The sequence below is a fragment of the Methanoculleus sp. 10 genome (assembly GCF_913757945.1).
Lineage (GTDB): Archaea > Halobacteriota > Methanomicrobia > Methanomicrobiales > Methanoculleaceae > Methanoculleus.
In genome coordinates this window covers 77834-96264 of sequence record NZ_CAJYDP010000012.1, presented here as the reverse complement: position 1 = coordinate 96264, position 18431 = coordinate 77834, and the positions used below count along the sequence as shown (strand labels likewise).

General features: G+C 58.0%; 23 protein-coding genes. 7 read left to right on the top strand and 16 right to left on the bottom strand.

Annotation, left to right across the window (positions count from 1 at the left end):
• From QZ408_RS14955 to QZ408_RS13985, 6 genes are all read right to left on the bottom strand, one after another.
• On the bottom strand, positions 1–120 hold a 120-nt coding region (locus QZ408_RS14955; RefSeq protein ID WP_365996231.1), incomplete at its 3' end, for a hypothetical protein.
• 578 nt (positions 121–698) lie between these two features.
• Entirely contained in the window at positions 699–1175 is a 477-nt protein-coding gene (locus QZ408_RS14005) for a DUF4062 domain-containing protein (RefSeq protein ID WP_292492444.1), read from the bottom strand.
• A 1018-nt stretch (positions 1176–2193) separates the two neighbouring features.
• On the bottom strand, positions 2194–2598 hold the full coding sequence (locus QZ408_RS14000; RefSeq protein ID WP_292492443.1) for a HEPN domain-containing protein: 405 nt from the start codon (positions 2596–2598) through the stop codon (positions 2194–2196).
• Positions 2543–2920 (bottom strand): nucleotidyltransferase domain-containing protein, encoded by a 378-nt coding sequence (locus tag QZ408_RS13995; protein ID WP_292492441.1) that lies wholly within the window; start codon positions 2918–2920, stop codon positions 2543–2545. The genes QZ408_RS14000 and QZ408_RS13995 overlap by 56 nt, the downstream gene beginning before the upstream one ends.
• 357 nt (positions 2921–3277) lie before the next feature.
• Positions 3278–3451, bottom strand: coding sequence for a hypothetical protein (locus tag QZ408_RS13990; protein ID WP_292492439.1), 174 nt, complete (start codon positions 3449–3451; stop codon positions 3278–3280).
• 11 nt (positions 3452–3462) lie between these two features.
• Positions 3463–4158 (bottom strand): hypothetical protein, encoded by a 696-nt coding sequence (locus QZ408_RS13985; RefSeq protein ID WP_292492438.1) that lies wholly within the window; start codon positions 4156–4158, stop codon positions 3463–3465.
• A 463-nt stretch (positions 4159–4621) separates the two neighbouring features.
• On the opposite strand from QZ408_RS13985, the gene QZ408_RS13980 reads away from it, so the two are divergent.
• Positions 4622–5980, top strand: a complete 1359-nt coding sequence (locus tag QZ408_RS13980) for an ATP-binding protein (RefSeq protein ID WP_292492436.1) — start codon at positions 4622–4624, stop codon at positions 5978–5980.
• A gap of 355 nt (positions 5981–6335) precedes the next feature.
• Here QZ408_RS13980 and QZ408_RS13975 read toward each other — a convergent pair whose 3' ends face one another.
• The 3 genes from QZ408_RS13975 to QZ408_RS13965 all read right to left on the bottom strand — a co-directional run bounded on the left by QZ408_RS13975 (position 6336) and on the right by QZ408_RS13965 (position 7990).
• Entirely contained in the window at positions 6336–6467 is a 132-nt protein-coding gene (locus QZ408_RS13975; protein WP_292385545.1) for a hypothetical protein, read from the bottom strand.
• Positions 6468–6681: 214 nt separating this feature from the next.
• Positions 6682–7596, bottom strand: coding sequence for a glycosyltransferase family 39 protein (locus QZ408_RS13970; protein WP_292492435.1), 915 nt, complete (start codon positions 7594–7596; stop codon positions 6682–6684).
• Complete coding sequence (locus tag QZ408_RS13965) at positions 7583–7990, bottom strand: hypothetical protein (RefSeq protein WP_292492433.1); 408 nt, start codon at positions 7988–7990, stop codon at positions 7583–7585. The genes QZ408_RS13970 and QZ408_RS13965 overlap by 14 nt, the downstream gene beginning before the upstream one ends.
• Before the next feature lie 1013 nt (positions 7991–9003).
• On the opposite strand from QZ408_RS13965, the gene QZ408_RS13960 reads away from it, so the two are divergent.
• Both QZ408_RS13960 and QZ408_RS13955 read left to right on the top strand, forming a co-directional pair.
• Positions 9004–9261: a transposase gene (locus QZ408_RS13960; protein WP_292492451.1), complete on the top strand. Its 258-nt coding sequence runs from the start codon at positions 9004–9006 to the stop codon at positions 9259–9261.
• Positions 9262–9637: 376 nt separating this feature from the next.
• A complete protein-coding gene (locus QZ408_RS13955) occupies positions 9638–9985 on the top strand; it encodes a hypothetical protein (RefSeq protein WP_292492432.1) in 348 nt (115 codons plus the stop codon).
• On the opposite strand, the gene QZ408_RS13950 is transcribed toward QZ408_RS13955, so the two are convergent.
• A complete protein-coding gene (locus QZ408_RS13950) occupies positions 9957–10256 on the bottom strand; it encodes a type IV pilin N-terminal domain-containing protein (protein ID WP_292492431.1) in 300 nt (99 codons plus the stop codon). The two genes, QZ408_RS13955 and QZ408_RS13950, sit on opposite strands and share 29 nt — an antisense overlap.
• Before the next feature lie 860 nt (positions 10257–11116).
• On the opposite strand from QZ408_RS13950, the gene QZ408_RS13945 reads away from it, so the two are divergent.
• The 4 genes from QZ408_RS13945 (at position 11117) to QZ408_RS13930 (ending at position 15310) form a co-directional block, all read left to right on the top strand.
• Positions 11117–11428 carry a hypothetical protein gene (locus QZ408_RS13945; RefSeq protein WP_292492429.1) on the top strand — a complete coding sequence of 104 codons (312 nt, stop codon included), beginning with the start codon at positions 11117–11119 and terminating at the stop codon, positions 11426–11428.
• 247 nt (positions 11429–11675) lie between these two features.
• Entirely contained in the window at positions 11676–13166 is a 1491-nt protein-coding gene (locus tag QZ408_RS13940; protein ID WP_292492428.1) for a hypothetical protein, read from the top strand.
• 426 nt (positions 13167–13592) lie between these two features.
• Positions 13593–14750, top strand: coding sequence for an ATP-binding protein (locus QZ408_RS13935; protein WP_292492427.1), 1158 nt, complete (start codon positions 13593–13595; stop codon positions 14748–14750).
• Positions 14750–15310, top strand: coding sequence for a hypothetical protein (locus tag QZ408_RS13930; protein ID WP_292492426.1), 561 nt, complete (start codon positions 14750–14752; stop codon positions 15308–15310). Before QZ408_RS13935 ends, QZ408_RS13930 begins: the two co-directional genes overlap by 1 nt.
• A gap of 158 nt (positions 15311–15468) precedes the next feature.
• On the opposite strand, the gene QZ408_RS13925 is transcribed toward QZ408_RS13930, so the two are convergent.
• The 6 genes from QZ408_RS13925 to QZ408_RS13900 form a co-directional block, all read right to left on the bottom strand.
• The gene (locus QZ408_RS13925; protein ID WP_292492424.1) at positions 15469–15801 is read right to left on the bottom strand and encodes a type II toxin-antitoxin system HicA family toxin; all 333 of its coding nucleotides are present in this window, start codon (positions 15799–15801) and stop codon (positions 15469–15471) included.
• A 36-nt stretch (positions 15802–15837) separates the two neighbouring features.
• A complete protein-coding gene (locus tag QZ408_RS13920) occupies positions 15838–15963 on the bottom strand; it encodes a type II toxin-antitoxin system HicB family antitoxin (protein WP_292492422.1) in 126 nt (41 codons plus the stop codon).
• Positions 15964–16165: 202 nt separating this feature from the next.
• The gene (locus tag QZ408_RS13915) at positions 16166–16387 is read right to left on the bottom strand and encodes a nucleotidyltransferase family protein (protein WP_365996229.1); all 222 of its coding nucleotides are present in this window, start codon (positions 16385–16387) and stop codon (positions 16166–16168) included.
• Between the two features lie 114 nt (positions 16388–16501).
• Complete coding sequence (locus QZ408_RS13910) at positions 16502–16735, bottom strand: hypothetical protein (protein WP_292492421.1); 234 nt, start codon at positions 16733–16735, stop codon at positions 16502–16504.
• Positions 16732–17457 (bottom strand): hypothetical protein, encoded by a 726-nt coding sequence (locus QZ408_RS13905; protein ID WP_292492420.1) that lies wholly within the window; start codon positions 17455–17457, stop codon positions 16732–16734. The genes QZ408_RS13910 and QZ408_RS13905 overlap by 4 nt, the downstream gene beginning before the upstream one ends.
• An 11-nt stretch (positions 17458–17468) precedes the next feature.
• Positions 17469–18398, bottom strand: coding sequence for a hypothetical protein (locus QZ408_RS13900; RefSeq protein WP_292492418.1), 930 nt, complete (start codon positions 18396–18398; stop codon positions 17469–17471).
• Positions 18399–18431: the final 33 nt, after the last annotated feature.

The window sequence follows — 18431 nt, the reverse complement described above, 5'->3', positions numbered from 1 at the left end:
TGTTCCGGTGCCGGCTTTCTCGATATAGCGAGTCAGGAAGAGCGGTTCCGCAATGAGAGGGTTGCGCGGGATAGAGGGATGCGGGACACGGAGCGCCTCGGGCGAAAGAGATGGCGGCAGCTGACCGGGATTTCACACTTCTAACCGATCGGAAAAGAGCATGACCTGGACTGAGGCATTCGAAGCATAGTCGCGGTGTGCAACAGCATTGGCGATAGCCTCGCTCACAGCTTCCGGAGGGACCTCGTATGTCGCCGGTGCCGTAGGCCCCTCGGCCCGGGTGCCGATAGAGCAGGCAATCTTGGAGAGTACGAAGTCAAGCGACTGATCGACCAGCTCAAAGATAGTGCCCTTGTAAATCTGGTAGGAGGGGATGGGTTTACTCACCTCAGTGCTGTGGAAGTGAAGGCACTTGACCTCGGAGCTGGTGAGGAAACGCTGAGGCTGTTTACCGAATAGGAGCACAGCCGCGTTGTTGGGGAGACCCCCATCAAGCAGGTTCAGGTGCGCCAGCGCCTTGTGTATCCGGGTACTGGGGCTGAGGGCATATCCCCGGCTTTGCTGAGCGCGGGAAAGAAACTCCCCGACCTTCTCCTGCGAGATATCATCGAGCGTAGCATCGGCACATGCGGAGGCATCAAATGGGCGGGTCCGCAGTGTGCCGGTGTGGTCCAGGTGTTCGATAAGGCTGGCGTGAACTACCCCCGCTTGCGCAGGGGGTCTTCCCGCTCTGCCCCTTCAACCCCACAGAGATAAACCTCCGCAGTCAACTCCGGCACACTGCCGAAACGGCGGCGAATGAGCTGGCCGTCAACTTTGCGGAGAAGAGCAAGCACCTTTTGATCGCGCACTGAGTCATCGTTGCCTTTGACGAAGACCAGGCGTTCCTTGCCTCCGGCAGTGGCACGATCAAACTCGCGTTCGGTGGGTGAGCGACCGTCGGTATCCGCACGGCCGTACTCATTCCCGAGCAGGCAAAGGTAGATGCCACAGCGGTCCACCTCTGCCAGATAGGCCTCATCCGGCCGGCGGCCGGAAGCCGGCAGGTCTTCGAAGAGGAATACATCGTAAAAGCGACGCAGCAGGGGATCCTTCTTGATGTAATCGAAGAGTGCCCGCCGCTCTTCTGCAAACTCCTTCTGCACGCTGCTGATGAAGATGCGGATGGAGGTCATGCCACCGCCCCCGGGAAGTTCATCGTAGATGCTCCTGAATGGGCTCGGCGAGCTCCGGTCTTTTTGACTGCCACGTCTCCCCTCTACATGCTCCTGGTTTCTTTCTGAGTATTCTCTCGGGAATGAAGATGAATCTAATGCTGATTCACGCCATCAGGTTGTTTGCTGCTACTGGAGTTAGATTCGATCCGAATTGCATTGATGGTAACCGTTTGCACCGCGGGGTGATGGCAGGGTGATATCCTCCCGCCCCCTCAGAGCGGGAAGAATTGCCGGAGGGGAAGTATTTTTCCCGGTCGTTGCGATATGGGCAGCCTTTCATACAGAGACCCAAGATTATCCCTCCTATGGTGCGTGCGGATACCGACGGCGGGATCTCGGAGGTGGTGAGCGCCCTTCTCATTTCGCGGGAAGGAACGGTTGCAGGGACGGCGACGTGGTCTTGCGCGGAGCAACCTGGGGATTCGGGGTTAACTGGGGCCTTCGTTTGCACATTTACACTCGTTTACACACCTTTGCACCCAACTTTGCACCTCGAAAAACTGCTGGCTGCAGGCTGTTCACGGATTGGGTGAATCTCCTCGCGAATAGTTGGTATGTTTGCACCGGCACGGATTTCACAGAGACCGAGAGGAGGATCTCGCCCCTGCAATCAGGCTCTCCGTTCCCGGTAAATGGTGTAAATGAGTACTCTGATCAGTACATATCTCTGCATATATCTCTCAGATAGAAGAATTATCGCCATTCCGGGCAGAATATTCATTTGCACTTTCCCTGGAATTCTGGTGCAAACGTGGTGCAAAAGTGTAAACATGCGGGCCGTTGCTCCTATCGTCGGGGTCGTCATCCAGCCGGACCGTGGCCAGTGCCGACCAGGTCTGGTAACTGCTGTATCCGGTGGACAAAATTGCAAAAAGTCAGAGTGTGGATCCTCTATCCCGATAGCAACTCCAAACAGGTGCGGACAACCGGTGTGGGCAACACACACGTGCGCAGGTCTGCGGCTACGCCTGAATGGTCAATCCGTGAATTGTTCCTTGACGAGGTCAATAACGGAGATGGCGAGCGCCAGAGCCTTCTCTCCCTCCTCCCGATCGAATGCCTCATACGGCAGACCCCCAGGGATACCGTTCGGGTAGCGGGTCGGGATATAGTAGAGATCAAGAGTTCTTGCCCGCCAGACTGTGCCGAAAGCACTATCGAGTGAAGAGGCCCGGTTCAGGAGATCCGCGACGGAATGACCAAGCACTCTCTCCTCTCCGGAGAGGTATAAAAACGCCTTGATGGCTTTCTCTGCCGCTTGCTGGGCTAGAAAGCAGACCAGATTATATCTTTCGCCTGAAAAGGCAAACTGTGCGTCATCGAGATCACGCTCCGCCTGTTTTAGCCATCTGCTCCCCTCTTTTTCCGGCTCCTGCTTCATAAATCACAACACCGTCCCGCAATGCATTCCTAAGGAAGACACCCTCCCGCATGGCCGCGAACTCTTCCGGGGTATATACCAGGATATCCATGGCGATACGGGCATCACGATAAAACGGCTCCAGACGCGGCAGGAATTTTTTATCCGTCTCCTGGATGATAATGAGATCGAGATCGCTGCCACGATGGACGTTTCCCCGTGCAACCGAGCCGAAGAGGATGATCTTTTTTATCGATGGATCCCGGCTCCAACGGTCAACGAACACCTGCAACTCGCTTTCGAGTCGTCTTTTGTGTTCCTGAACAGTCCGGGAACCAACCATATATGGTTATCCCGCCGACGGCACGATAAAGATATCGAACCGCTCCGTCTGAATGGATTTTTGGTTTTTGTCGAATTTTGCTACCCGATATTGAGGGAGTCGATGCTTTGCAGGGGGCTGAGGTAACATTGATTTGCCGCGCCTCTGGTGCTCTAACGGATGGTATGTAAAATGTACTCTGCCACGGATATCCGAAAGTGGTATCCTCCCGGCAGCTCGTGGTGAACCGGGAGTCAACGGCTGCGCTCCGGACGAGCGAAAACAGCATCGGGATCGGGAACGTGCAGGTGAAAGGGTGAGGTTGGGGACGACTGGCAAGGACGCGACGGGATAGAGATCGCGCCCGGAAAGGGGGCGTCACTCGCTCTCTTTCATCTCCTCCCTATCCACTTCATCCGCTTCCGCATACCCTGGCCCATCATCCTCCTCCGTCTTCAGAATATACCCCGCGACGGCGAGGATGAGCGGCACACCGACCGGGACGGCGAACCCTGCCGGGCCGTGGAGGGTGGGGCCGTACCCGGACGTCAACTCCCGCCCCCTCAGAGCGGGAAGATCGTATACTGGATGTACCAGACGTACTCCACCACGGGTATCCAGAAGTGGTAGCCCTCCCAGCAGCTCGTGGCGAACCGGAAGTCGACGACCGCGAGCCAGGCGAGCGAAAACAGCATCGGCACCGGGACGGTGTAGGCGAGGAGCGGGGGAGGCGCGGCGGGCGAGGACGGCGGCATACAGCCCGCCGCCCCGGCGAGGAAGACGGAGGTGAGGGTTGTGATGAACGCGACCTGCCCGGCGGGGTTGTTGCCGGCGACGACCTGGAGGACGACGTAGATGAGCGGGAGGTCGATGACCGCGAGCCAGCAGAGCGTCCGGAGCGCCTCCCCGACCCCGTCGGCGTCGAGGCCGGCGTGTTTTAAGGCATAGACCCCGATGACGAGCAGGGGGAGGTAGGCCGGGGAGAGGTAGCGCATGTCGGGGACGAACCCGGGATCTGCCGACATCCCGGGGAGGGAGCGGGCGTAGGCGAGGACCACGAGGGCGGCGGCGAGGGCGAAGAAGGCGAGGAGCCGGGCGTCCCGGGCGCTGATCCCGGTCGATCCCCGGCGGAGGAGGGCGAAGAACGAGAGCGGGGAGACCTGGAAGAACGCGGCGGAGCCGGCCCGGACCGGCTCGAAGAACGCGCCGTAGAGGCCGGTGAGGAGGTCGCCGGGCGGGGGGGTGTAGTGCCCGGCCACGGTGCTCCAGAGGCCCTGCGGCGCCTTTCCCGCGGCGGAGGCATACCCCGCAACCCGGGCGCAGGAGGCCGTGAGGGCGGGTTATAGAGGAAGGGAGGCCTCTGTTGGCATCGATATGATGACCAGCCTGGGGCGCCGCACGGCCGATTACATGCCCATTACATACCTTGAAAGACGATATTTGAGGAGATGTGGCGATACAGTGGCCAATCAGGGGTTTTACGGAGAGGGGAGATCCTGCCCTGTGAACCGTGATGTACATACCGGCGGCGTGTATGGATTACATTTCCCATACCCAGTATGAGACATACCCTCTGAATCTGCTTGATCGAGCGTCCAGACTCGCGCACGAAGGGAGCAGGCAGTATCATCACCGGGAAACCCCAATCGCTTCGCCCTGATCGGCGGGAAGTCTATAAGAGAATGACCGCCGATGTACTATCAACAGTCAACCGTATCCACCATGATCGAGAGCCAGAACGTTGAATTCAAGGAGTCCTGGAAGGACGAATGTCTCAAGGCCCTCTGCGCATTTGCAAATACAAGCGGCGGGGTGCTTAAGATAGGCATCGATGATGCCGGAAGACCGGTCGGCATCCATCAGGTGAAGCGGCTCTTGCGAGAACTGCCCAACAAGATCCGAAACAAACTTAGTATCACCCCCTCCGTTGTCGCTGAAACGGTCGCAGGAAAAGAGATCATCAGCATCACGGTCTCGCCTTCCCCTGTCCCGGTCTCGTGCGACGGTCGGTATTATCGGCGTAGCGGAAGCAACACATTCGACCTTGCGGGACAGGAGCTTGTTCACTTTCTCATCAGCAAATCCGGGATTACCTGGGATACGGTCACCGGCGACTACTCCATCGACGATATCGATCCCGGGGTGGTCAGGATGTTCGTTCGTCTGGCAAAGCGGTCGAACCGGCTTGATACTGCGGATGAAGAAGAGCCCGTGGACTCGATTCTGCGCCGCTTAGAACTTACTGTCAATGGCAAATTGACCAATGCCGCCATTATGCTCTTCGGCAGAGAGCCGCAACGGTTCTTTGTCAACACCACCACCCGGGTCGGCCGATTCAAGGGGGGAGATATCATCATCGGCGATGAGGAGTTCTCCGGGAACCTCATCCAGCAATTCACGAGGGCGGAGGAGCGGGTGAAAAGTTTCATCGATGTCCGATATGAGATTTCGGCGGATGCAATGCAGGAGTCCTTTCAGCGCAAGGAGATCTGGGACTATCCGTTACTGGCAATTCGTGAAGCGCTCCTTAACGCGCTTATCCACCGGGATTATTTCAACACCGACATCCAGACCCAGATACGCATCTATGATGACGCTATACGGTTCCACAACCCGGGCTCTCTGCCCCAGGGAATCACGATTGAGATGCTCAAGACCGAGCACTACTCGTTCCTGCGCAACCCTCTCATAGCAAAGATATTTTACCTCGCCGGGTTTGTCGAACGGTATGGTTCCGGCATCGGGCGAATTGTGGATGCACTCGCAGAGGCCGGGCTCCCGGAACCTGAATTTCAAAGCGATTCCTTCGGGTTCATTGTGCGCATGCGAAAAGACCTGCGGTTTACCGAGAGTTCTCTGCGGGCCATCGGCCTGAACGAGCGGCAGCTGCAGGCGATGTCCTTTGCCAGGGAGCACGGCGCTATAACAGCTGTAGACTATGCATCGATTGCTCCGGGGGTATCGGAGAAGACCCGATACCGCGATCTTCTCGATCTCGTCCATCGTGGCTTGTTGGAGGCAGTCGGTGCGAGGAGGGGCAGAAAGTACGTTTTAGCCCGGTTGCCTCCCTGGAACGCCTGATACGATGACAGGGCCGGATAGATAATGGACATTTATCGGACATTTATCGGACATATCGGACATCTTCCGTTTTGAGGTGTCCGACATCTGCCACCTGAGATTGAGAGGATCGGTGTTTCGTGGGGGTTGAAACGCCACGAATTCGCCGCAGCCTCGCGGTGCTCTAACTCCTTCCCCTGCGGGGAAGTCGTTCCCCGCACCCCCCCTCGCATTATTCGAGGGGGGAAGGCCACACCCGGTCGACGTAGCCATTGAGGGGCCGCCGGGAGCTTGCCGGGCGGTGAACGTCTCCCGCCCCATCCGGGCGATGGCGGTGGGCGCCGCCGCCTCGTTCTTCGTCGGGCCGCTCTCCTCGTCAGAGCGGGAAGATCGTGTACTGGATGTACCAGACATACTCCACCACGGGTATCCAGAAGTGGTAGCCCTCCCAGCAGCTGGTGGCGAACCGGAAGTCGACGACCGCGAGCCAGGCGAGCGAAAACAGCATCAGCACCGGGACCACGTAGGCGAGGAGGCGCGGCGGGCGAGGACGGCGATGTAGAGCACCACTGCCCCGGCGAGGAAGACGCAGGTGAGGGTTGTGATGAACGCGACCTGCCCGGCGGGGTTGTTGCCGGCGATGACCTGGAGGTCGATGACCGCGAGCCAGAAGAGGACCTTGAGCGCCTCCCCGACCCCGTCGGCGTCGAGGCCGGCGTGTTTTAAGGCATAGACCCCGATGACGAGCAGGGGGAGATAGGCCGGGAGAGGTAGCGCATGTCGGGGACGATGCCGGGGCTTGCCGACATCCCGGGGAGGGAACGGGCGTAGGCGAGGACCACGAGGGCGGCGGCGAGGGCGAAGAAGGCGAGGAGCCGGGCGTCCCGGGAGGTGATCCCGGTCGGTCTCCGGCGGAGGAGGGCGTAGCCGGCCGCCCCGGCGAGGAGGAGGGCGAAGAACGAGAGCGGCGAGACCTGGAAGAACGCGGCGGCGCCGGCGCGGACCGGGTCGAAGAACGCACCGTAGAGGCCGGTGAGGAGGTCGCCGGGCGGCGGGGTGTAGTGCCCGGCCACGGTGCTCAAGAGGCTCTCCGACCCGGAGGGGAGCGCTTTTCCCCGGCCGCGGCGTAGCCCGCAACCCAGGGAGGACGAAGGGGTGGCCGGAGAGCCCCAGTTGTTCACGAGGAGCGGGAGGGCGCCGAGCGGGACCCCGGCGGCGGCGAGGATGGCCTTCCCGGTCTCCCGACGGCCCTTCCCGGCCGCGACGGCGATCCCGAAGAGGAAGAACCCGGCGGCGAGCGCCGGGCCGAGTTCAGGACGGGCAAACGCCGTCCACCCGACGGCGACGAACGACGCAAAGAGGTAGAGCGGGTTCTCCCGCGAGAGGTAGAGGGTGAAGCAGTAGAGCGCGACGGCGAAGAGGAGGGCGACGAGGGCGTGGTCCTTTGCGTTCCCGGACCAGAAGAGGTACGAGGAGCAGCAGACCGTCGCGGCGAGCCCGAAGACCCCCCAGCGGTCGGACCCGAGGACCTCACGGAAGATGAGGAAGGCGACGACGGCGAGGAGGGCGAAGGCGATGCTGTTTGTGAAGACGATCGCCGCGACCTCGGGGTAGACCCCCACGTCATAGGGATGCACCCCCCGCACGAACCAGAACGGCCGGTAGAGCGCCGCGTTGAGGACGAAGAGAATGCCCCATGATATGATTCCGGCCCACGTCCAGGGACCCCCGGAAGCGTGCGTATCGAGGATACCAGAACTCGATCATGAGGAGCAGGGCAAGGAGGAGGGCGGACCAGAGGACGACCACGGCGAAGCGGAAGTCATCGCCGAAGAGCGAGAAGAGGTAATAGGCGGGAAGCGAGGCGACCGGGAGGGCGAGGGTGTAGCAGAGGGTGTCGTGGTGGGAGGCGGCGTAGTCGGAGGCGCCGTAGGGGGTGTAGCCGAAGAGGAGGTCGTCGCCGGTGACGAGGTGGTTCAACTGGTCGGCGGAGATCCATTCGTCGGTGAGGTGGATAGAAGAGTATCCCACAGTTATGGCAAGGACCGAGCACAAGAAGAAAACTAACAGAACTGGCTTTGATATATCCATAAAAAGGAGGTTAGAGGTAGGTGTCAGTTAGTATCTGTGTGGTACCATCGTTGAAGACTCCTACGACTATGACGTGCTTGGATTCACCGGGTGTCAGCACCTTCCCAGATGTCCACACAGAACCAACAGTGAAGGCTCCTGCTTTTGACAAAGATGCAGTACCTGAAGCAATGCTGCGGCTAGTGCCATCTTTTGTGTAGTAACCTTAACTCCCGAACTCTTTAGGCGTATGTCTATTCATCTACCGCCTTTCCTCGGGCATTCTCTGATTTAATTGTCTCCCCTTCTACTTTACCGGAAGATCTATATATTTAGTGCGCCTATAATGATATAGGCGCATTATGAAGCCAACACGGCGAATCAAACGGATCAACGGGATCGAATACTGGTATGAGGAGACCCCCTATTACGATCCGGTCTCCAAACAGACCCGGCACACCTCCCGGTATCTTGGCCGGAATGTCGATGGGGAACCTGTCCGGATGCGATCTGCCCCAGATGAGGTCATTGCCATGATCCGGAAACCGGAAGTGGCGGTTGTTCGTTCATCGTTTGATTACGGTTCGATCTTTCCTTCTTCAGCAGAACCTGCAGGATCTGCACCTCGATCAGCCTCAATGAACTCCTATCAGAGACCGAAGTTGCCATGGTCACCGCATTGACCTTCAATCGCCCTCATCCGGCCTCTGGCAATGAACCATATTGACGCCTGGCATGCAGGAACCACCCTTGCTCTTGATGGTCCGGCGATCTCCCTCTCCGGTCAGCGAATCAGTGAGCCCTGGAAAAGATCGGCACGAGTAACATCCCGGATGCTCTGATGGGCCGGCTCCTTGCTGAGAACAACACACAACGAACTCTGGTGTACGACATCACCAGTCTCTCCAGTTACTCCTCGTTGATACAACTCCTTGAGTATGGGTATAGCCGGGATGCTCTGACACTCCCCCCAGATCAACCTCTCCCTGATCATGGACAAAGACCTCGGCATACCAGTGATGTATGATATCTATCCTGGTAGCATCACCGATGTCACTACCCTACCGGAACCCTCACCCGGCTTTGAGGCGTATGGGATCTCGGACTGTACCGCCATCATGGATCGCGGGTTCTTCAGTCAGAATAACCTGCGCGAGATGCTTGACCGGCAGATCTCATTCATCATCGCCGCAAAATTCAGTCTGAAAGAACTCAAAGGAGTTGCTGACTGAGGAGCAACGGGATATCGATCAGGTTGTGTATCTCCAGAAGTTCCACGGACAAACAATCTACGCCAAACCGGTAGTGTTTGCCCTTGGTGACCACCTGTTGAAGGGTATCTGTATTACGACCCCAAACGTGAGCAGGAAGAGAGAGAGGCACTCACCAGCCGTCTGCATGATATCCGTGAGGCACTCTTGAACGTGAGGCTGAAGAAAATCAGAGTGCATATCATGTGTTTTCCGAGAAGGCCGGTAAACTCAAGAATTTCTTTGACTGGAATCAGGTGGAAAACCGGATCGAGGTGACCATCCGGCAGAATGCAGTTACTCAGCGGACGAACCGGATGGGGAAATACATGCTGTTCTATTCGGGTGATGTGGATGGATGACATGCCTTTCCCGGTATCGAGAACGGGATTGTATCGAGAAAGAGTTCAAGGGGCTGAAGAGCGAACTGGAGACTCTTCCCTTAAGGACGCACAGCACTGCTACGACCCGAGGCTACCTCTTCATTGCGTTTCTCAGTTTGATCCTGCGGTCGCGCCTGCTGGGAGTGATGAAAGAGTCGGGACTCGCGAAGAAGTACTCGGTGGAGGGAGTGCTGCTTGAACTGGAGAAGTGGAGAAAGGTCACCCTGGCGGATGGCCGGGTGATGATGACGGAGATGACCAAGAAACAGAGGACAATACTAGAGGCACTCGACCTCATGCGCCTAATTTCTCCGGGAGATTAGGGTAGTAATCATTTCCACTGCTGTCACCGACTGTAATCTTCAGATACGTTAACCGCGGCAGGTCTGTACCACCCTGTACTGTGATCGTCATGTGGCCGTCCGCCGCCCCTTTTACACCGATGGCCACATTCTTCGTGGTATCTGGCATATCCGAGCTCATCCCAAACACAAACGCCGCGATCACCGCGGCGAGGATCACCGTGATCGCGACCATGAGGATGACCCCGATCACCGGTGATACTGCGTCTTCATTCTCTCTGAATTTCATCATACTCATACAACCTCGTGTTCTCAAACCCCCGCTGGGGCTTCAAGTGAACGAGACTACATCCTTTGTCATGATATTTAATACTATCGCACCGTTCCTTTCCAGAACTATTTAATATCGCCTCCCGCGCCTGCGTGAAAGATCCTTTCATACCATAACAAGGTTGGTGAAAAGAAGACTAGGGCCCGGACGGGCTTTTCCGGGAAAGAAAGGCCTGCCGCCCCCGGTGGCGCGCCCGGGGTGCGGCAGGTGGGGGTAACCCGGGGCCGATGCGGCCCCGGATGTATCCGCGTGCGCGGCTGCCGGGAGCACCGTCAGGTGCGGTTCACGGCCGGCCGAAGGCGTGATGGGCGGGAACGCCGGACCCTGCCGGACGAACTCCGCCGACATGTTTGAAGCGGTCTCCCCGGAGATCAACCCCTCGACATCCTTTCGCGGCTTCCCGTGCGTTCATTGGTGTGGATACCGGCAGAGCCTCTCGCGTTGCCGCGAAGTCCGGTGCCCGGGTGCTGTCGTGCGGGACCGCAATGCTCAATGGCGGGCGTCAGAATGAGCGAAGTGCCGGGCCCCCCGTCCCCCGGGGCGGGTGCTGCAAGAGGGGTGAAACCAGGTCCTGGCGAAAGGACGTCGCGTTTGCCGGAGCGAGGGATAGGTGAAGGGGTGTCCCGCTCCCGTGTCGGCATGCAGGGGGCGGGGTAGCTCCGGGAACCAGGCCGGCCTGTTACAGAAACGAAGAACGTTCCGGTAATCCGGGGCCCGCCCGATCCCCCCGCTAATTCCACCCCGCAGTTAAATAGATTGCTGATAGAGGACCCGGGCCGATACGTAGCGAAAGCCTTTTATCTTCGCGGGGTGAAGGGGGCATGAGCGAAAAGACCCCCTGCATAAGCGGGGGATGGGAGCGGCGCCCCAACGTTTGGTTTCACGAATTCTCCCTCACGGCTCTTCTTTATGCTGAAGAACCGCACATAACCCATCCGACAGCCAGCAGGTTCATACCAGCAGATGCCCCGGTCCGGGCAGGCCACTTCCGGGCTCAACCGCTCCACCCAGGACACAGGACACCTCTCACGGTTCATCGACTTTTAACCCACAAGGCGGCTCTTGCAGGCAAGAGAGTGATAAAAGTCGATGAACACGGCCCGGGCCTGTTGTATCTGTGGAACGGTTCATGAGATGCCGCTCGGGAAACGCGGTATGGCATGTGAGTGCGGGAACACCCTGGATCGCGGCCGAAACAGCGCGGTCGACATTACGGTGCGGTTCCTCTCACAGAATGCCCTGTGGACGGGCTACCGGCGGTTCGCCGGTAATCTGCGAAAAACTCGTCTGGAGATTCCAGGATACTCGCAGGAAACCCCCTGCGTGAGCGGGGGGTAGTCCACGGTCAAGAGAGTATCTTTGTCGTAAGGAGGAATGCGTGTGAAACGTTATCTGGTGTTCTGGTTGGTATCGGCCTTGCTTGTGGGGCCCTGCCTTGCAAGGGGCGGAGAAACAGGCGGCGAGGAGGCTTTTGTTCAGGCGCTGGAAGAGGATGGATTCATTGTGCAGAAAGGCAGGCTGGGCTATCTCGATCTCATCAAACTGCATGAGGCGGGATTGGTGCCTTCTGCATACGGCAACAACCCCGCCACGAAATACCTGGCGTTTTTTGTACCGCCGGCACCCGGCCATACGGTAGACGACCAGATCTCGCAAGTACAAAGACCGCCCGGAGTGAGCGGAAACGTATCGGCCTTCTGGAACCTTCGCCCCGATGAAGCCGTTGTTTTCGTAGGAAGGACGCCGCCGGAGTGCAGGTACTTCTGTTTCGACCACATAATAATGAGCAGGGCGTATGGAAACGAGACCCGCTGGCTCTTTGCCAACATCGCCGACGCCCTGAACAACCTGGTGATCAGGACGGAAGGGACGCCCAACGGAACGCCCGGAAACCCGTACAACCAGACCACGGTGATAGTCGCCACGGCCGACAGGGGCATCGACCAGCGCATCCGCGCCGCTGCCCGGTCGGCAGGATATTCAGACGACGCGATGAACACCCAGGTGTTTCCCGCATCGATACTGAACCTGGGCCTGGAGAACGATTCCGACACATTTGCCATACACCTCCGCCCGGCACTCTTCACGGACCAGCAGGCCGGCGACAACTACATCGACAATACGCCCGCGACCGTACTCCGTGTAACTCCCGAAAATGCCACACAGCTCGATCCGTATGGTTATCCGAAGTTGCGGGTCCGCGGAACGGGGATGACCGAACTTGACCTGACGGACGATCTCGAAGACCTCAGGAATGCGATCCTCACCAGGTACAGCGGATTGAAAGCCAGAGAGCTTCCGGCGAGTGCAGGATTCCCGGCAGGAATCGACGCCATCCAGAGAGGCATCGATGCCGTAGGCCCTACCAACGATGCAGCTTATCTGTGGAGTGCAAACCAGACCGTCTCTTCAGCGACGCCTCCTTTCTTTAACACCTCGCAGTACTACGGTTTCCTGCGAGATCCGGCAGTCACTCTGGGCAACGATACGGATGAGTTCATCATCGTCTACGGGGTCAACCATGTCGCCACGGGAAAGGCGACGTACTCGAGCTTCGCCGTATACGGAGCGGATGTATGGAACGGCGTCGGATCGATCACAGACCTGGACTTCAATGGGACCGCCGAGGAGTACCTCCCGGACAATCCCGATGCGAAATACCTGTATGTCTATAAGATCGCCAGGAACTGCGATGGCGATCCGCGTTGCTTCGAGGTTCCCTACGGTGCGGGCGGCCACGGCATCGATCTGGATCAACCGCTCCTCATCCTATGGAGGATCTACCTGGAGAATGCTACAAAGACCGGGCCGTCCTACGAAGAGATCGTGTACGACCGGGCGATAAAGTTCGACCCGGCGAGCCAGGGTTGAAAGGCCCGGGATAGTAAGGCCGGTCCCGGCATATAAGCCCGGGGTGCGGCAGGTGAGGGTAATCCGGGAGCGGGCGAGACCCCCCCGGGCAGCTCCCGGGTTGGGGTTGCAGGGAGGTCGCGGGGTGATTGCACCATTTCACCTGATTATTCCTATCGTCTCACGTGTGCGGCTGACGATCCCTTCTTGCGCCCGCAGGTGAAGGTGAAATGCTCCATGGTCCCCCCTGTGCCCCGGCCTTTCGATCCCGTCCGACAGCGGAGGCGGCCGCTCCCCGCCGCCCCCGGATAGAGCGGGGATGAAGAGTCGCCGGCGCCGGGCCGGAAGCGGAGGGACGCCTTCCCCGGCAGAAAGGCGTACAGATGGGTTCAGGGCGAACCGAAAGGACAAAATTGATTAACGATAAACAGGGGTACTGGACGTGGGATGATGAGGCACCTCTCCCGGTTGGCGATACGGGATTTCGGCCCGTTTGAGGAGCTGGAATACTCCCCGGAACGGATCAATGTTTTTGTGGGGAGAAACAATACCGGCAAGAGTTCGGTCCTGCGAGCGATAGACATTGCAGTGAACGGTAACTTAGACGATCTTCAAATGAGTCACCCGTTTCACAGAGGGAGCCGGCACCTTATCAAAAGTGGAAAAAACGCCGCCATACTTGAGGTAAACGCCGATCAAACATACATCTTCAGGGATCTTGCCTCTATCCGCGACAACATGCGGGACGATGTTCTGACCAGGTTGAGCCAGGAGCTGGATAAATTCTATACAAACGTCCCGGAAGACAGGAAACAGGATATCATCAATTACTACCTGTCCAGGTTCGATTTCGTTACCGTGGTCTCAAAAACCGGGGTATTCTTTTACCCGTACCCAAATGAGACACAGTTCGATCTCAATGAGTTTGTGGACAATTATGCGAGAATTATATCCGAGAAGAGTTCAAAGATCGAAAAGGCACGGCTGAGATACCGCTTCTATGAGATCATCCCACCCGGCGGGTTCCCTCCGGCGCAGACCGGATCCGGCGCCAATGTCCAGTACGTATCCCACTCCCGAAAGATCAGCGATCTGGATTTCACCTCCGACGAGGCAGAACTGATAAAAATTGAGAATTTCATCAAAGAAAACGCACTGGTTGAGAATTTGCAGAGATTAACAAAGGATTACGTCATATACGACAGGAAAGCAGGCTCTGTAGAGGAATACGAGAAGGTGCCTTATCACATGCACGGCGACGGCTTTATCTCGCTCTTGAGCATCCTTCACTACCTCCTCAGGGCGAAGGGCGGGATCCTGCTCATCGAGGAGCCGGAGAATCACCTCCACCCTCAATACCTGGAGGTTTTTGTCAGGACACTATTCGAATACTCGGAAAAACTGAACGTCCAGGTCTTCATAACGTCCCACAGTTATGACCTGATTCGGGAGATACTGGAGTACCCCAGAACTGATGAGGACGCACGATCCGTCCGGATAGCCCGGCTGCAGAGGGCGGGAGATTCCATCACAAAAAAGGAGTTCTCCGTTGAGCGGGGGAGAAAGATACTAACCGAACTGAAACTCGACCTGAGGGGTGTGTGATGCCCGATCCCTCCAGAAAATTGATTATCCTCTGCGAAGGGCAGCACGACTGTCTCTTTATCAAAAATCTGCTGGACGATCGCCCACTGAAACATGCAACAAAAGAGGAGATCAGGGACGCTCCCCGGGACGGCGAGCTCTGGATCATCAAAAAGTTTTACCGCGACTCGGGGCTCAAATACCTGATCAAAGACGAAGATGGGAAAAAGAGGTGCATAGACACCTTTTGCGAGTTATACGATATGGAGACCGACTGGAACATGTTTGTCGTCCTGGATTCCGATGAGGGGAGAACCCTCAGGCTCTTCAGGAGAACTGCTCTGGATACCCTGAGAAAGGATATCCTCCTCCAGCATGACGGCTGCCTCCACACAACCAAGGATCCGAAGAAACACAGGGTATTCTTTATACCGGGGTCCCTGGAAGAGGAAGTGCGATCCTCGACGCGGAAGAACCTGGACATTGGAGATAGAGACAAACAACAACAGGATATCCGGCAGTTCGTAGACGGCGGGACCGACTGGGTCGAACGCCTCCGATCGCTGCTGGTGAGCTCATGAGGTGGGGTACATGAGGAGACCTCAAACCTCATCCGACTCCCCGGATCCCAGCGGTAAAAGGCCGCCCGCCCTCCGGAGGGATTGGCTCCGGCCCGAGGAGGAAGAGGCATGGAACGATCAGTGAGGGCGATATCGTCATAATCCCGTTCTCGGATCTCTCATTTGCCGGCAGCGTCCGGCGGAGATGGCATCAATCCCCTGCCGGATTGCAATTCAGGGTTCGAGGGGTGCAGGCAAGCCCCCGGGCTAAATCCTGTGGAGAGTATCAAAGGAGTGCCCGGAGTTCGGTCGACGGTGATCCCGGCCTGGAAGAGAATCGCCTGGAGCGTTCTGGGGGCAAGGATCTTTTTGGAATGCACAGGAACAGTAACGATAACATCGTGTTGTGCACAATAGAGATAGTGGTGGCTGCCCCGGATGCCGACTACTTCAAATCCGGCTTTCCGGAGAGCACTGATCACCTTCTCCCCGGTGACTCTCGGGAGCTTCATGTTCCGGCATTGCTTGTGTTCAGAGGCACGGATATCTCAACCGGGATGGGTTTGCCGAGTTTTTTTGGCCACCTCGATATACCCCGGGATCGCTTCCTCAATCTGTGCCAGTGCCTCTTCCCGGGTATCCCCCTCACTGATGCACCCCGGGAGAGATGGCACCGTTACGGTGTATCCTCCGTCCTCATTTTGCTCTATAAGAACCGTATAGCGAACACGGGTATCAGGCAGATCGATCCCTCCGCAGGAGAATTATCCCTGTCACTATATAAAGGGTTTCGCAAGCTGTCTCCATGAACGCGGGCTCCAGGGAACCTCAAGGTCACGAGGTATCATCTCCGGGACATCCAGTATCCGCTCAAGGTCATCTCTCAGAAGGGCCGCGCTCACATACGACCCGTGAGCGTATCCGCTCCCGAAGTCCTGCCTCGGTCACGACATCGACCGGGCGGCCGAGCAGAGCAGAAAGATCCATCGCCAGCCCTCCCACATCAAGAAGGCTCCGGCCGGGTTCGAGTTCTATCAGGAAGTCGATGTCGTTATCCGACCCAGCCTCGCCCTGGGCGACCGACCCGAAGACCCGGATGTTTTTTCCCCCCGCCGCTCTGCAAGAGAGAGGATCTCATCGCGCCGCTGAGCGAGAAGTGTATGGATATCGGCATCTGGGTTCTTATCCCCTGACCACACGGCCCTGATCACCTCACTGAAGAATTGCCTGCAGCGTTATATAGAGTTTTTGCGGGTCTTCCTGCACAATCAGAGGTCTGCTGTCCGGGGAGTCAATGCCGGAACGCTCGTATTCCTCAATGTAGCAATCAATGAGCCAGTTTCTGAGCGTCAGGCTGATATTGACTGCACGACTGGCCTGAGGAACCAGATCATCATCAAAAGACTCTATCTGAAGCAGGAGGCATATACCTGCCTCCCCGGTCACCCCCATCCGGCGGCAAGAAACGTCCCGGGATCCCGGACGGTGATCTCCGTCAGGATCTCCTCGATCCTGTCACGGTTTCTCAGGATATGGGTAGTATCGGTGGTGACGAAACAGACCCCCTCCCGGATCCTGGAGGCCAGCAGGTAATACGAGTCCAGCAGCACAAGGGTATCCGGCGCGTAGCCGAGGGCGCCGGCAAGGGCGCTCTTCTCTTTGGGGAAGCAATCGTCGTAATCGTCGGGATAGCCGGTGTGGCAGATAACCGGGGCGGAGGGATCGTCCCGGCAATCCTGGTCCAGGGAGTCAAGCGCTCCTTTGATGGCCCGGATCACGTCCCGCCGAAACGCCCTCCGCTCCTCTTCCGTACCCAGCATAGCGTTCCGGAGATCCTCCCTGTTCCGGCGGTAAAATGATCGGAGGGCGCCCTGTTCCCGTTTGTTCGCCAGCGTTCGCACCCGCCGGGCGGTGAGCCGATCAACGGTCTGGTCGAGCGTCAGGGGGTCAGGGTGGCCGGGAATGTTCTGCTCCATGTACATCAGATACTGCAGGACCGTCCTCCTGAACCGGCCCAGCACACCGGTACACTCAGCATACACGCGCTCGCTGGTATGCCGCCGGAACCCCTCCTGCCGCAGGTAGCGGTACGTACAGTGATGCTGCCCATCCCACTCGACCAGAGAGCCGATGAGGATGTTTGCGTCGAGAAAATGGTCGGAAGGCATAGCCGGGGGGATCAGCCGGACAAGTAGCCCTCGATCAACGAGGAGAGGATCCTCGTTGTGCGTTCGTCCGGCTCCACGGGAGGAATACAACGGGCAAACTCCCGGACGTACCGGTTATATGCATGCACCTTCGGGACCAGGGCCGAGAAGGTTTCCCGGTATTCCTGCCCCCACTGCCTGAGCCTTCCGTCGTAATAGTCGTCGTGCCCGCACTTCAGGATGCGTACCCCTCCGGCAAAGGCGCACCATATGTCCCGGGCAATCGCGTACGTCGCTCTCATGACCGGGTAAGCAGTCGATTCATCTGTTCTGGCAACATCGAACGCTTTTCCGGCCCCCGAGACATACGCCGAAAACTCATCGTTGAATCCCTCAAAGAGGGGTTCTCCCACGAGCGCGGCCTCACACTCGTAGAGAGCGTCTTCCAGGCGGCCGATTGCAGGACCGAAAAACGGCGTGCGCCGGCCTTCCGGGTGTGATGCGAGGCAGTCCTTAAATGGGGCGAGGAAGTCTACCCGGTAGCGGGGCATGAACTCATAGGGTGCGTGGTCACGGTAGATACGGTTGACGAAGGTCTCGATGCGGCAGGGGTCGATCTCCCTGACGATGCGCCCGACGATGGCGGAGGTATCATCCTCACACACGCATCCCACAGCAGCAAAACGAGCATTCAGCACGAGGAGGGTCTTGCCGGCCTCAGTCTCCTCGTCACAGAGGATGCCCCGGCGCTTCAGGGCATCGATCGAGGACTTGACGACCTCTGAATAGGGGCCATGTTCGTACCAGTAGAAGGGAAGGTGTCTTCTCTCCGGGTTGCCCCCGGGGAGGGCCGCCCTCACCTCAAAGAGGATCATATGAATGGCCGTCTCCGGCAATTTGAGATCCGGTCGCACCTGGTAGATCTGCCGGATGAGTCGGGGGACGGCTTCGGGCGAGGACATCGTACGATACCATAGGTGAAGTAGCTTTATAGG

Bases quoted from the DNA above. Each gene is read 5' to 3' on its own strand.
- QZ408_RS14000 (WP_292492443.1), bottom strand. From the start codon at position 2,598: ATGAAGCAGGAGCCGGAAAAAGAGGGGAGCAGATGGCTAAAACAGGCG.
- QZ408_RS13995 (WP_292492441.1), bottom strand. From the start codon at position 2,920: ATGGTTGGTTCCCGGACTGTTCAGGAACACAAAAGACGACTCGAAAGC.
- QZ408_RS13905 (WP_292492420.1), bottom strand. From the start codon at position 17,457: ATGCCTTCCGACCATTTTCTCGACGCAAACATCCTCATCGGCTCTCTG.
- QZ408_RS13980 (WP_292492436.1), top strand. From the start codon at position 4,622: ATGATCGAGAGCCAGAACGTTGAATTCAAGGAGTCCTGGAAGGACGAA.
- QZ408_RS13930 (WP_292492426.1), top strand. From the start codon at position 14,750: ATGCCCGATCCCTCCAGAAAATTGATTATCCTCTGCGAAGGGCAGCAC.
- QZ408_RS13975 (WP_292385545.1), bottom strand. From the start codon at position 6,467: ATGCTGTTTTCGCTCGCCTGGCTCGCGGTCGTCGACTTCCGGTTCGCC.
- QZ408_RS14005 (WP_292492444.1), bottom strand. From the start codon at position 1,175: ATGACCTCCATCCGCATCTTCATCAGCAGCGTGCAGAAGGAGTTTGCA.
- QZ408_RS13900 (WP_292492418.1), bottom strand. From the start codon at position 18,398: ATGTCCTCGCCCGAAGCCGTCCCCCGACTCATCCGGCAGATCTACCAG.
- QZ408_RS13945 (WP_292492429.1), top strand. From the start codon at position 11,117: ATGAGCGAAAAGACCCCCTGCATAAGCGGGGGATGGGAGCGGCGCCCC.
- QZ408_RS13925 (WP_292492424.1), bottom strand. From the start codon at position 15,801: ATGAAGCTCCCGAGAGTCACCGGGGAGAAGGTGATCAGTGCTCTCCGG.
- QZ408_RS13950 (WP_292492431.1), bottom strand. From the start codon at position 10,256: ATGATGAAATTCAGAGAGAATGAAGACGCAGTATCACCGGTGATCGGG.
- QZ408_RS13935 (WP_292492427.1), top strand. From the start codon at position 13,593: ATGATGAGGCACCTCTCCCGGTTGGCGATACGGGATTTCGGCCCGTTT.
- QZ408_RS13955 (WP_292492432.1), top strand. From the start codon at position 9,638: ATGACATGCCTTTCCCGGTATCGAGAACGGGATTGTATCGAGAAAGAG.